12 protein-coding genes and 1 tRNA gene are annotated in these 12,925 nt (G+C 55.1%); 7 read left to right on the top strand and 6 right to left on the bottom strand.

Annotation, left to right across the window (positions count from 1 at the left end; translation table 11 throughout):
- Positions 1-9 precede the first annotated feature (9 nt).
- From petA to C8N30_RS07160, 3 genes are read left to right on the top strand one after another with little or no spacing between them, the layout of a single operon-like run.
- Positions 10-570, top strand: a complete 561-nt coding sequence (petA, locus tag C8N30_RS07170) for a ubiquinol-cytochrome c reductase iron-sulfur subunit (protein ID WP_025063824.1) — start codon at positions 10-12, stop codon at positions 568-570.
- Positions 571-582: 12 nt separating this feature from the next.
- Entirely contained in the window at positions 583-1,926 is a 1,344-nt protein-coding gene (petB, locus tag C8N30_RS07165; protein ID WP_025063823.1) for a cytochrome b, read from the top strand.
- A 6-nt stretch (positions 1,927-1,932) separates the two neighbouring features.
- Complete coding sequence (locus C8N30_RS07160) at positions 1,933-2,718, top strand: cytochrome c1 (protein ID WP_037968019.1); 786 nt, start codon at positions 1,933-1,935, stop codon at positions 2,716-2,718.
- 145 nt (positions 2,719-2,863) lie between these two features.
- Here the strand turns inward: C8N30_RS07160 and mtaB are convergent, their stop codons facing one another.
- Together mtaB and dapF are read right to left on the bottom strand one after the other, a co-directional pair.
- The gene (gene mtaB / locus C8N30_RS07155) at positions 2,864-4,117 is read right to left on the bottom strand and encodes a tRNA (N(6)-L-threonylcarbamoyladenosine(37)-C(2))-methylthiotransferase MtaB (RefSeq protein WP_025063821.1); all 1,254 of its coding nucleotides are present in this window, start codon (positions 4,115-4,117) and stop codon (positions 2,864-2,866) included.
- Positions 4,114-4,941, bottom strand: a complete 828-nt coding sequence (gene dapF / locus C8N30_RS07150) for a diaminopimelate epimerase (RefSeq protein WP_409373584.1) — start codon at positions 4,939-4,941, stop codon at positions 4,114-4,116. Before dapF ends, mtaB begins: the two co-directional genes overlap by 4 nt.
- Before the next feature lie 112 nt (positions 4,942-5,053).
- Between dapF and C8N30_RS07145 the strand changes: the two genes are divergently transcribed.
- A tRNA-Lys gene (locus C8N30_RS07145) sits at positions 5,054-5,129 on the top strand.
- A gap of 33 nt (positions 5,130-5,162) precedes the next feature.
- Here C8N30_RS07145 and C8N30_RS07140 read toward each other — a convergent pair.
- From C8N30_RS07140 to C8N30_RS07125, 4 genes are all read right to left on the bottom strand, one after another.
- Positions 5,163-5,927, bottom strand: coding sequence for a LamB/YcsF family protein (locus C8N30_RS07140; RefSeq protein WP_025063819.1), 765 nt, complete (start codon positions 5,925-5,927; stop codon positions 5,163-5,165).
- A 2-nt stretch (positions 5,928-5,929) separates the two neighbouring features.
- Positions 5,930-6,958 (bottom strand): 5-oxoprolinase subunit C family protein, encoded by a 1,029-nt coding sequence (locus tag C8N30_RS07135; RefSeq protein ID WP_025063818.1) that lies wholly within the window; start codon positions 6,956-6,958, stop codon positions 5,930-5,932.
- Positions 6,955-7,692, bottom strand: coding sequence for a 5-oxoprolinase subunit B family protein (locus C8N30_RS07130; RefSeq protein WP_025063817.1), 738 nt, complete (start codon positions 7,690-7,692; stop codon positions 6,955-6,957). The genes C8N30_RS07135 and C8N30_RS07130 overlap by 4 nt, the downstream gene beginning before the upstream one ends.
- Before the next feature lie 133 nt (positions 7,693-7,825).
- Entirely contained in the window at positions 7,826-9,427 is a 1,602-nt protein-coding gene (locus C8N30_RS07125) for a GMC family oxidoreductase (RefSeq protein ID WP_025063816.1), read from the bottom strand.
- 113 nt (positions 9,428-9,540) lie between these two features.
- Here C8N30_RS07125 and C8N30_RS07120 point away from each other — a divergent pair, with 113 nt between their 5' ends.
- The 3 genes from C8N30_RS07120 to C8N30_RS07110 all read left to right on the top strand — a co-directional run bounded on the left by C8N30_RS07120 (position 9,541) and on the right by C8N30_RS07110 (position 12,920).
- Positions 9,541-10,773 carry a TRAP transporter substrate-binding protein gene (locus tag C8N30_RS07120; RefSeq protein ID WP_025063815.1) on the top strand — a complete coding sequence of 411 codons (1,233 nt, stop codon included), beginning with the start codon at positions 9,541-9,543 and terminating at the stop codon, positions 10,771-10,773.
- A 120-nt stretch (positions 10,774-10,893) separates the two neighbouring features.
- Positions 10,894-11,562: a TRAP transporter small permease gene (locus tag C8N30_RS07115; RefSeq protein ID WP_025063814.1), complete on the top strand. Its 669-nt coding sequence runs from the start codon at positions 10,894-10,896 to the stop codon at positions 11,560-11,562.
- Entirely contained in the window at positions 11,562-12,920 is a 1,359-nt protein-coding gene (locus C8N30_RS07110) for a TRAP transporter large permease (RefSeq protein ID WP_025063813.1), read from the top strand. Before C8N30_RS07115 ends, C8N30_RS07110 begins: the two co-directional genes overlap by 1 nt.
- Positions 12,921-12,925: the final 5 nt, after the last annotated feature.

The raw sequence follows: 12,925 nt of genomic DNA, 5'->3' as shown, positions 1-12,925 counted from the left end.
GAAACCGACGTGTCACAAGCTGATGATACCGCAGGCAACCGGAGGGACTTCCTCTATTATGCGACCGCAGGCACTGGTGCTGTGGCCGTGGGTGCTGCCGTTTGGCCACTGGTCAACCAGATGAACCCCTCTGCTGATGTTCGGGCGCTGTCCTCCATCCGTGTGGATGTGAGCGGTGTCGAGCCTGGCTCGCAGCTCACGGTCAAATGGTTGGGCAAGCCTGTGTTTATTCGCCGCCGCACACCGGAAGAGATTGAAGCAGGTCGCGCTGTCGAACTGTCGGATCTGCCGGATCAGGGTGCAGAAAACGCGAACATCGCTTCCGATGCCACAGCTGCGGATGAAAACCGCACCTTGGACGAAAGCGGCGAGTGGCTGGTTATGATGGGTGTGTGTACGCACCTTGGCTGTGTACCGCTTGGTGATGCCGGCGACTTCGGTGGCTGGTTCTGTCCGTGCCATGGATCACATTACGATACAGCGGGCCGTATTCGCAAAGGGCCCGCGCCGTTGAACCTGCCGATCCCTCCGGCAGAATTTCTCGACGAATCCACATTGCAACTCGGTTAAAGGAAATAACATATGTCTGGAATTCCTCACGACCATTACGAGCCAAAGACGAACGGAGAGAAGTGGGTTCACTCACGCCTGCCGATCGTAGGTCTCTTGTACGACACACTGATGATCCCCACACCCAAGAACCTGAACTGGATGTGGATCTGGGGCATCGTGCTGACGTTCTGTTTGGCGCTTCAAATCATCACCGGCATCGTGCTCGCGATGCACTACACTCCCCACGTTGACGAGGCGTTCGCGAGCGTCGAGCACATCATGCGCAACGTAAACGGCGGCTACATGCTGCGCTACATGCACATGAATGGTGCATCACTATTCTTTATTGCTGTATATGCGCATATTTTCCGGGGTTTGTACTACGGTTCTTACAAAGCGCCGCGCGAGATCACATGGATCATCGGTATGATCATCTACCTTTTGATGATGGCGACCGCGTTCATGGGTTACGTTCTGCCATGGGGGCAAATGTCCTTCTGGGGTGCGACAGTAATTACCGGTTTGTTTGGTGCCGTCCCGTTCATTGGTGATGCGCTGCAAACGCTTCTGTTGGGTGGTCCAGCTGTTGATAACGCTACGCTCAACCGCTTTTTCTCCCTGCACTACCTGCTGCCGTTTGTAATCGCGGGACTTGTTATTCTGCACATCTGGGCATTTCACACCACGGGCAACAACAACCCGACCGGTGTCCCTGTTCGTATGACCTCCAAGGAAGAGGCGGAGAAAGATACTCTGCCGTTCTGGCCTTACTTCGTGATCAAAGATCTGTTTGCGCTGGCGGTAATCCTCGTAGTGTTCTTTGCGGTTGTCGGATTTATGCCGAACTATCTCGGCCATCCCGATAACTACATCGAGGCAAACGCTCTCTCGACCCCGGCGCATATTGTGCCTGAGTGGTACTTCCTGCCGTTTTACGCCATTCTTCGTGCTTTCACAGATGACGTTTGGGCGGTGCAACTCGTGTCCTTCGTGACCGGTGGTATCATCGACGCCAAATTCTTTGGTGTTCTGGCGATGTTTGGTGCGATTGCTGTAATGGCGGCTGTGCCATGGCTGGACACAAGCCGGGTACGTTCGGGCCGCTACCGTCCGATGTTCAAGTGGTGGTTCGCGCTGCTGGTCGTAGATTTCTTCGTACTTATGTGGGTAGGCGCAATGCCCGCCGAAGAGCCTTATGCGACGATCTCGCTGATCGCCACGGTTTACTGGTTTGCCTACTTCCTCGTGATTCTGCCACTGCTTGGCGTCATCGAGAAGCCTGACGCGGCACCGGATACGATCGAAGACGACTTTAACGCGAAAATCGCGAAAAAATCCGGCGGTGCGACACCTATCGCAACCCCGGCGGAGTAAACAAAGATGAATATTATCAAAGCAACACTCCTGAGCGCCGTTGTCGCACTCACCGCTCCCGCCGCATTTGCGGCGGGCGAGAAGGGGGCTCCGATCGAGAATATTGATTTCTCCTTTGATGGTCCCTTCGGTTCCTACGATGTAAACCAGCTCCAGCGCGGTCTTCAGGTCTATACTGAGGTCTGCTCTGCCTGCCACGGTCTCAAGTATGTGCCACTACGGACACTTGGAGACGAGGGCGGGCCAATGCTGCCGGAAGAGCAAGTGGTCGAATACGCAAAGCAGTGGGAAGTTTTCGATGCAGATCTTGATGATTTCCGCGAAGCAACGCCAGTTGATCATTTCCCTGAATCCGGCCTCGCAACCGCTCCCGATCTGTCGTTGATGGCGAAAAAGCGCAAGGCGTTCTCTGGCCCGTACGGCCTCGGAATTAACCAGTTGCTCTATGGTTTCGGCGGCGCGGAATATATCTCGGCACTTTTGCACGGCTATACGGGTGAAGAGAAAACCCAGGCAGGCGTAACCCTCTACGAGAACAAGTACTTTGAGGGCGGCTGGCTTGCGATGGGCCCACCACTCTATGAAGAAGCGGTCGAGTTTGCGGACGGGTCTTCCAACTCGATTGAAGCAATGTCTGAAGATGTTGCTGCGTTTCTGATGTGGACAGCAGAGCCTAAAATGGCGGCGCGCAAGCAGGCAGGCTTTGCCGGCGTACTGTTTCTGACACTTCTGTCGGTACTTCTGTATCTTACAAACAAGCGCCTTTGGGCGAATGTTAAAAACAAAGAGTAATCTGCTGATTACCTAAGTTTAAAAGGCCCGCTTCTGAACAAGAGGCGGGCCTTTTCGATTCCTTACAGGAAACTGTTACATATTTGTTAACGGCTGGATGAAGCCATCCAATAGCCTCTGCTGGTTTACGAAGTGGTTGACCGGCTTAAGCGGTGAGGGTGTTTCCAAGCCAACCCTTGATCCGGGCCGGGACTATCTGGCCCTCAATCTTTGGAATGGCAAACTGCACTTCGGTAAATTGCGCTGTTCGGCCCATAGTCGCATTCTCCATCAGCACATTGTGATCGCGTCCGACTTGGGCGGCCAGATGGGCCTGTACCTTCGCATCACCCAGCGCGCGCAAGCGTGCAGCACGTTCTTTGATGGTTGCGCCATTGACGGGCGGCATGCGGGCCGCAGGCGTGCCCGTGCGGGCGGAGTAGGGAAAGACATGCAACCATGTAAGATCACATTCCTCTACCATATTGAGGGAGTTCTGAAACATCGCCTCCGTCTCGGTCGGAAAGCCTGCAATTATATCGGCTCCGAAGGTCATATCCGGACGAAGCTTACGTGAGTCTTCACAAAATTTGATGGCATCGTCGCGCAAGTGTCGGCGCTTCATCCGTTTGAGTATCAAATCGTCGCCGTGTTGAAGCGACAGATGAAGGTGAGGCATCAAACGCCCTTCAGTCGCAATAGCCTGCATTAAATTATCATCCACCTCGATCGAATCAATCGAGCTGATCCTGAGTCGGGGCAAATCAGGCACTAGCCGCAAAATTCGCATTACCAGATCACCAAGTTTTGGCGACGCAGGCAGGTCGGCACCCCAAGATGTGAGATCAACACCGGTGAGAACAACCTCGTTAAACCCCTTGTCTACCAATCGCTTGATTTGGTCTACGACCACACCCGCTGGTACAGAACGGGAATTTCCCCGCCCAAAGGGAATTATGCAGAATGTGCAGCGGTGGTCACAGCCATTTTGCACCTGCACATAAGCGCGGGATCGGGTACCGAAGCCGTCAATCAGATGGCCCGCAGTTTCAGTGACGGACATTATGTCATCGACCTGAAGTGCCTCGGTCTCGCCGATAAAATCCGCGGCCAGTCCTTGCCATGTTTCGCCCAGCATCTTCTCGGTGTTTCCGATTACCGCGTCCACTTCAGGCATGGCGGTAAACGTCGCCGGCTCGGTCTGGGCGGCGCATCCTGTAACGATTAAACGCGCATTTGGGTTGGCTTTGCGCAGTTTTCGGATGTCTTGCCGCGCCTTGCGCACTGCCTCGGCTGTCACGGCGCAGGTGTTTATTACGACCGCGTCGCGCAGCCCTGCGGCACCCGCCAGTTCCTTCATCGCCTCCAGTTCGTACTGGTTTAGGCGACAGCCATGGTTCGAGAATATTGGCGCGCTCATAAAGAGCTCGCGAGAAAATCTGCGGTGAAGCTACCATTCGCGACGTGCATCGTCGGACCGGTCATCCACACGCCGTCATCTCGCCAATCAATCGCCAGCGTGCCCCCATCGAGATCAATGCGCACTGCGCGCCCTGTGAGGCCTCTACGTGCAGCTGCAACAGCGGTAGCGCAGGATGATGACCCTGACGCCAAGGTGATGCCTACGCCCCGCTCCCAGACGCGCATACGAATATGATCCGGCCCGATGATTTGTGCAATTTGTACATTTGTGCGTTCGGGGAACAGGGGGTGATGCTCATGGGTCGCTCCAAAGCTGGCGAGATCGACAGCATTCACATCCTCGATAAAAAAGGTGCAATGCGGATTGCCCATGCCCGTGGCCGCCGGTGAACCTTCGATCGGAAGGGACAATGTGTCCATCCGGTGTGCCAATGGCACCTCATCCCATTCAAGCCGAGGCTGGCCCATATTTACAGATGTCAGGCCGCCCCCCGAATCTCTTGCATATAAATCGCCGCGATCCGTTGTGAGATGTAGCTCCGACGCGCCGGTTTCGTTCATTAGGTGGCGCGCGATGCAGCGTGTCGCATTGCCGCATGCTGCTGAAGTAGAGCCGTCAGCATTGTAGAATGTCAGGTGAGCGTCGCCAGAACCGTTGCCGATCACTGCCAGTTGATCAAAACCTACCCCTGTTTGGCGGTGGGCAATTGCGCGCACAAGCCCTTGTGACAAGGGAATTTGCCCATCTCGTGCATCAATTACGACAAAGTCGTTGCCGAGCCCGTGCATTTTCATAAACGGCAAAGAGGAGGAAGATATCATGTTCATTCCCGCGATATAGACGGCGCGTGCCGGAAATTCCAGCAGCGCATATAAAATTCATGCGTTATGGGGGTTGACCGCTAGGGCACAGGTTTCTAAACAACGCCGCAGTGGGCCTGTAGCTCAGTTGGTAGAGCAACTGACTTTTAATCAGTAGGTCTCGGGTTCGGATCCCGACGGGCTCACCACTTTCTTCCTTTGTATTGATTGGCGTGCGCCCATTAGGTGCGTCCATGGAAGGTTGTAACAGTGATGCCGTCTGCCTCGAGGGAGGCGCGCACAGACTGTGCGATTGCGACTGCGGTAGGGGTATCACCATGCAGGCAAATGGTATCGATGGCGGCGGGGATGTGTTTGCCGCTCTCGGTAATGATGGCACCAGCCTTAACCATCTCTACCATCCGCGTACCGGCAACCACCGGATCATGAATAACTGCACCGGAAATGCTGCGATCAACCAGTGTCGCGTCCTCGTTGTAGGCGCGGTCTGCAAATATCTCACCGGCCCAGATGCAGCCAAGCTCGGACACGGCCTGTTGTTGGGCCGTTGCAGCAAGGACCATAATAATCAAATCTGGGTCAACAGATAGGGCCGCCTCGTAGAGATCGCGGGCAAGGACCGGATCCTCTGACGCCATGTTTGCAACAGCACCATGCAGTTTGAGGTGCCTCACTTTTGCTCCGACACTGCGCGCCATTCCGATACTAGCCGCCACCTGATAGCGGATCTGGTTTTGCAGTGTGACGCGGGGGACGGAAATACGGTTTCGTCCAAAGCCAGCCAAATCCATAAAGCCCGGATGCGCCCCGATTCCTACGCCGTTAGTGTGGGCAAGCTGTAATGTCGCAGCCATAGTGTCAGCGTCCCCCGCATGGCCACCGCAGGCAATGTTGGCCGATGTCACAGTGCGCAGCAGCGCGGCATCGTCGCCCATGCGCCACGGTCCAAAGCTTTCGCCCATGTCGGCATTTAGATCTACGTGCATGTTTAATCCTCGGTATCGAGTGTGGAGTTTGTAGCGGAGATCGCACCGCTGATGAGTTGGTAAGACAGCAGGTCGCGGATGCTGTACGGATCGCGGACGAGCGGGGTTACTGTACTGCCAAGAGAGGTGCGAAATGCTGCGGCGCGCTGTTCGATGATTCGGGCCTCGTCCAGCGGAATAAACCCGAACGAAAGCGCCGCACCTGCAGGAGCCTGTGCAACACGCGCCATATCGCAGGGCAGGACAGTCCCAATGCGAGGGTAGCCACCGGTGGTCTGGCATTCGCACATCAACACAAAAGGCGCGCCATCCCCGGCGATCTGGATATCGCCAGGGACAATGACATCCGACAGGATGGTAAGCTGATCGGCAGACACGAAAGGCGCGCCATCATGCTCCATCCGCACGCCCATCCGGTTGCCGCGTGCATCACGGCGGAATGCCGTATTGGTAAACCGCTTTCGGGTGGCATCATCAAACTGTTCGGTTTGCATAGAGGCAATTATTCGGATTGCGCCACCGTCAAAGCGGTTGTCGGCGGGTAAGGCCATGCCGGTTACACTGCCCGTGTCTGCACCGACAGGAAGAGTATCGCCTGCACCGAGCGCATGACCCAGACCCGCGCTGAGATGGGCCCCACGTGCGCCCATCATAACAGGGGTATCGAACCCGCCTCCCACATGGAGATAGCCATAGGTGCCACTGCGTGCGCCGCCAATCCTGAGCACACTTTCAGCTGGCAGCGCATGGCTAGCGTTCCACGCTATGGGTTGGTCGTCTATCGTCGCGGCCATAGGAGCGCCTGTCAGCGCGATGCGAAGGTTTCCCGATGCCTTGAAGCTTCCGCCCATGCCGGTCATCTCGAGCGCGGCGAGGTCCACAGGCTGACCCAGCAGGGCCGCGCCCTCGTACAAGGCTAGGATGTCTGCAGCGCCGCCACGAGTTATCCCTTGGGCGAGAAACCCAGCTCTACCCATATCTTGCAGGGTGACAGCCGGGCCACAGGATTCCACGGTTAATATAATGCTCATGCCAGCACCTGTTTTTGCGCGCCGCCATGACCACTGGTGTCGGTTAAAATGATGCGTGCGAACTCGGCTTCGGTAACAGCAGGAAAACACAGTTCGTCTCCCGGTGTCAGCGCGATGGGTGTTGCATCATGCGGGCGGAAGTTGCGAAAGGCTGTCTGGCCTATATGGCGCCAGCCCGTAGGCGATGCATTGGTGAAAATGATCAACTGGCGTATTGCAACCACCAGCGCTCCGGCGGGGACTGATTTGGTCAACGACTGCTGGCGTGGAATGTCCCAGTGAGGTGGCAATTCGCCGGTGTAGGGCTGACCGGGCGCAAATCCGATGGTCAGCACCCGTACCCGCGTAGATGATAACTCGGCGATGGCCACATCGGGCGACACACCCGCCGCCTCTGCGGCCTCTTCGAGTTGGGGTGCAGCATCGGTGCCATAGAGTGTGGGGATTTCCCATAGGGTACGCCCCGCGGGAAGAGGGGCCTCTAACCAATTTTGTTGTGCCAGAAGAGCCCGCAATTTTTCTCTTGTAGCCTCGGGTGGAGATTTTACCAGATCGATGCTGATAAATGTCGAGACAAGAGATGTCGATGTCTCGCGCACCTCCGGCCACTGTGCTGCTTCTACAGCCGCGCGAAATGCAATTGCCGCACGATTTGCAGGTTCGCTCATTCGGGTTGCGAACTGGACCAGCAGGCCAGACAAGCCAACAAGGCGGATGGCGGGAAGGTCGGTCATTCTTTTGTCCCTTTGGGCAAAGGGGGCGGCTGTCAGCACACCCGTTATCGGCAACGGCATTGCGTCCTTCTACTCTGTGACCAGACCAGAGCAGGGGGACAATGGCAATGCCATAACCGGTAGTTATGCGCCCTTAGAAAGGGTTGTCCTCAAGCACAAGTTCGCTGGCTTTTTCTCCAATCATGATGGCGGGGGCGTTGGTGTTTCCCGATATGATTTCGGGCATAATAGAGCAGTCAGCTACCCGCAGTCCTGAAATGCCATGTACGCGCAAGCGCGCATCCACAACCGCGGCACTGTCATTGCCCATCTTGCAGGTGCCGGTCGGATGGTAGATCGAGGCAGTATTGTTTCGCGCCCAGTCCAGCGTGGCGTCATAGTCCTCGATGTCGAGGGAGGGATTGGGGCGATATTCCTCGGAGATTTTGGAGGCGAGTGGGGAGTGGCGTGCAATGCGGCGTGCGATGTTGACCCCAGCCACAATAGTCCGGCAATCCGTTTCGGTAGACAGATAGTTCGGAACAATCTTCGGGTAATCACGCCCGTTTGAAGAGGTGAGCCTGATCTCCCCCTTACTCTCGGGGCGCAGCTGGCAGACGGACATCGTGAAGGCCGAGAATTTATCGGCCCCTTGTCCGGGATTTTCTGCCGACAAGGGTTGTACGTGAAACTGGATATCCGGTGTTTCTATGTCTGGCCGCGTTTTCATGAATCCTGTGGCAAGGCTGGCGGCCATTGTCATGGGGCCAGTGCGCGACATCAGATACTTCAGCCCAATGCGCGCCTGACCGAGCAAATTGGATACTTCGTCATTAAGCGTAGGCTCGTGAGTTTTATAGACGAGCCGTGCTTGCAGGTGGTCCTGCAGATTTTTCCCGACACCCTTCAGGTCCGCTTTGACCTCAATGCCGTGCTCGCGCAGCTGCTCAACCTCTCCGATGCCGGACAGCATAAGCAACTGCGGAGAGTTGATTGAGCCGCCGGACAAAATAATTTCCTTGGCCGCCAATAGGCTTTGGAGGATGCCGGATTTGTCCTTGTACTGCACACCTGTTGCACGGCTGCCGTCCAATAGAACTCTTTCAACCTGCGCATGGGTTATGATCGTCAGGTTAGGGCGTTTGCGCGCCGGATTGAGATAGGCGACTGCGGTCGAGCAACGCCGGCCGTTGCGTGCGGTTAACTGGAAAAACCCTACGCCTTCCTGCTTGGCCCCGTTGTAATCGGGATTAAATTTATAACCGGCTGCTTGTGCTGCGGCCACCCATGCATCGGTAATCGGGCGCTGAATTCGCATGTCAGAAACGGATAGGGGCCCCTGATCGCCGTGATATTCATCTGCGCCGCGCTCATTGGTTTCTGCGCGTTTGAACAGGGGCAGAACATCGTCCCAGCCCCAGCCGGCATTGCCCATCTGCCGCCAACGATCATAATCCTGTGGCTGCCCGCGTACGTATAAAAGCCCGTTCAGTGATGATGAGCCGCCCAGCACTTTACCTCGTGGCCAGTCGAGTCTGCGGTTGTTTAGACCCGGATCTGCCTCGGTCTTATAGCACCAGTCAACGGCGGGATTATGGATGGTTTTGAAATATCCGACGGGGATGTGAATCCATGGATTCCAGTCGCGGCCACCGGCCTCCAGCAACACAACTTTGTTACGGGGATTTGCGCTAAGGCGGTTCGCCAGAACACAGCCCGCCGAGCCTGCGCCCACGATAATGAAATCTGTATTCACGGTAAAATCCTCCTCAGTTGAAAAAATTTCTATACAGAAGCGCCAAGTCAGGCTAGTCTTTTTTGAAACAAAAAGTCTCAATAATAGACAAACTGAACCGGGAGGAACTACACATGACTATTCAGAACAAATTAAACGGGATTTCACGGCGCGATCTTTTCCGCGTCGCAGGCCGCTATGGTATGAGCTCTACTTTGCTGGCGGCTGGTGGTTTCGGCGGCGCGATGAGCCTCGCAAACCTCGCCTCTGCTGCAGAATCCACCTACGACAAACGCTTCGCCAAAGAGGCCAAGCACACTTTTAAATTTGGTGCGTCAGGCTTTAACGCTCGCAACCTGCTGATCGAGCGTGCAGGCGCGCTGGAGTTTTGTCGGGACCTGGAATCGCGCACGGACGGGGAGATCCGGATCGAATTCATTGGTGACAACCAGATCTGCGGCCAGACATCCTGTGTCGAGAAGTGTCAGCAGGGGATCGTCGACTTCTATGCGGCCTCTACCCAAAACTCAGCCGGTGGCGCGCCATACCTCAACGTGCTCGATTATGCCTATATGTTCCGTAATCGCGCGGACCAGTATCATTTCCTGTATTCACCAGCGTCACAGGCGCTGCTGCGCGAGCCCTATGAGAAGCGTCACGGGCTCAAGCTGCTGTTCTCTCACGCGGAGTTGCGAGGTATCCAGCTGGGCCTTGCTTGGGCAGATAAACCGACCGTCACATCCGTGGAGCAGCTCGCCGGTACAAAAAACCGCGTAACCGGCACACAGTTGGGCCGCATTGCGATGGAAGCGATGAACCTGAATCCCGTGCCGGTTGCTTGGGAAGAAACGCTTGATGGTCTTAAACAGGGCCTGATCGACGGGGCGGAGACGTGGGCATCTGCGGTGGCTTATGCCAACATGGCGCCTGTTGTCTCCCAGTCCGTTCACCTTAATTTCTTCTGCGGTACTGAAGCAACTTCTATGAATGCATCCGTCTTTGACGGCCTTTCGGGTGAATTGCAGGATGCGGTGATGGAATCCTCCTATTGGGCGCAAACACACGTACAGGCCGCCAACGAGGCCGCACTGGTCAAAACGGTTGGCCAATCCGATCCGATCCTTCCAGGCACAATTTTTGCCGAAAACAACGTGCGCAACGCCTTCTTGTCAGATGATGAAATCAAGAAAGCCGAGATGATGTGTTCGCCCGAGTTCCAGCCACAGTTGTGGGAGCAGTGGCGCGAGCGTCTGAACGGCTGGTCCGGTGGCCTTGATACCTATCAGGACATCTACAACGAAGTCCGGACAATCGACGTCAACACCAAGCCTGAGAATGTTGAACCGCGCCGTTGGTGGAAAGCGTAAACAACGGCGATTGATTTCGCGCCGGTCTGAAACAACCCAGGCCGGCGATTTCATAGCTTTTGCAACGATTGCATGTTGATGTTCGGGCATTGCCTGAATGTCGCGTATGAGGGGTGTCTTATGTCGATTTGGTCCGAAGCACTGTCGGTCATACCCGCGATCCTGTCAGGTGATCCATGGGAAATGAAAACAGCATTCTACTCTGACGGCATGTGGCTGTTCGGGGTTATTGTGACGCTTGCGGGCGGTTACCTTGCCCATTTGGTGTTCCTGAAGGTCCCGATTATCGAGCGGCATCTGGAGCGCGGAGTGTCCGTAGTCGCATACTTAATGATCGCGATGATTATATTTTGGGGTGTGATCGACCGCTTTGTCTTTTCGCATCAATGGTCGGGCTCGACGACTGTCCCGCCCTTTCTGTTCATGATCATGGCGTGGTTTGGATGCTCGTATAATGTAAAATTGCGCACACACCTGAGCTTCAGCGAGTTTCGGTCCAAGATGAAGCCGCAGCGCCAGATGATGACGCTCTCGCTTGATACAGTTTTGTGGCTGGGGTTTTGTCTCATCGCCATCACAACATCACTGCGTTTTACCGCCTATTCCGCAGACAATTTTCAAATGGTCGACGGGGTAGATGACGTAATGAAGTGGTGGTTCTACATCACTGTACCGGTGGCGTTTATTCTGATGGCGGGTCGCGTGATCGGGAATTGGCTGGAGGATTGGGGCAACTACAGAACTGGTGCACCGATCATCAAACAAGCTGTCATCGGAGGAGATATCTAATGACCGACGGAACATGGATCACACTGATTTCAATCGCGGTGACGATTTTCTTTATGCTGGGTACTCCCGTGCTTCTGGTTATCTTCTATTGGGTGATCGGTTGTAGCTTTGTCATCGACCTGCCGATCGACAATACGGGAAACGAGCTGCTCAATGTATTCAATAAAGGGTTCGCCCTGTTGGCGATGCCGCTTTTCATCCTGACGGGTGACCTGATCAACCAGTCGGGGATCGCCCGCCGTTTGTCAGATTTTGCTTACTCCTGTTTGGGATGGTTACGCGGGGGACTTGCCATGGCTGCACTGGCGGCATGTGGGCTGTTTGCGGCGATTTCTGGATCAAACTCCGCAACAACAGCGACAATTGGTTCCATGCTACATCCCGAAATGGTCAAAGGCGGTTATGATGAGCGATTTTCAGCGGCGACTGCTGCTGCTGGCGGCACGGTAGGGATCATCATTCCGCCTTCGATTATTTTCATCGTCTACGGATTTTTGATGAACCTTCCCATCTCGGACCTGTTTATTGCTGGTATCGTGCCTGGCACGCTTATGGTTCTGGCGATGATGACATCTGCGTTCATCATCTGCACACTCAACGGTTGGGGTTTTCTGATTAAGCTGTCACCGATGCGTGTTATCAAAACTGCAATCGGTGCGTGGTTGGGTTTTTTCGCCATCGGTCTGGTTTTGTGGGGTATTTACTCTGGCAAGTTCTCACCTACTGAAGCGGCGGGTGTCACTGTCGGGTTTTGTATTATCGTGGGCATGATCAGCTACCCGCTGAACAAGATCATGGGCGACAGTACTGAAAAGCCGGTTGAGGCAAAGTCCCTCGCGTCGATGTTTGTGGTTGAGGGGTTTACCCTGATGAGCCTACCCACAGTGGTGTCACGTTCGGCGCAGATCACAGGTATTCTGGTGCCGCTGATTGCTGTGTCGGTTGCCATGCAGCAGGTCATGTCGTCCTTGGGTGCCAAGGAGGTTGTTGGAGAATTTGTGACCGGCATGGGCGGCTATCATGCGGTGCTCTTCACCTCTATGGCAATTGTGTTTGTCACCGGCATGATCCTTGAATCGCTGCCTGTAACGATTATCCTCGCGCCGATCCTTGCGCCGATTGCGATGTCGGTGGGCATTGATCCGATACACTTTGCAGTGATTTTTCTCGTCGGGGCATCCATTGGCTTCGTGACACCGCCCTACGGTTTAAACCTCTATGTAGCCAGTGGCGTTACAGGTGTGCCTTATTTCAGGCTGTTACGGTATACGGTGCCCTATCTGGTTGCGTTGATAAGCATCTGGTTTATCGTTGCATTAGTACCGGATTTGTCACTCATGCTGCTCCCGGCCAGATAAGGATA

It is taken from the genome of Sulfitobacter guttiformis (assembly GCF_003610455.1).
Classification (GTDB): domain Bacteria; phylum Pseudomonadota; class Alphaproteobacteria; order Rhodobacterales; family Rhodobacteraceae; genus Sulfitobacter; species Sulfitobacter guttiformis.
Note: the sequence above shows the minus strand (reverse complement) of the source record. Positions and strands in the feature narration are given on the sequence as shown.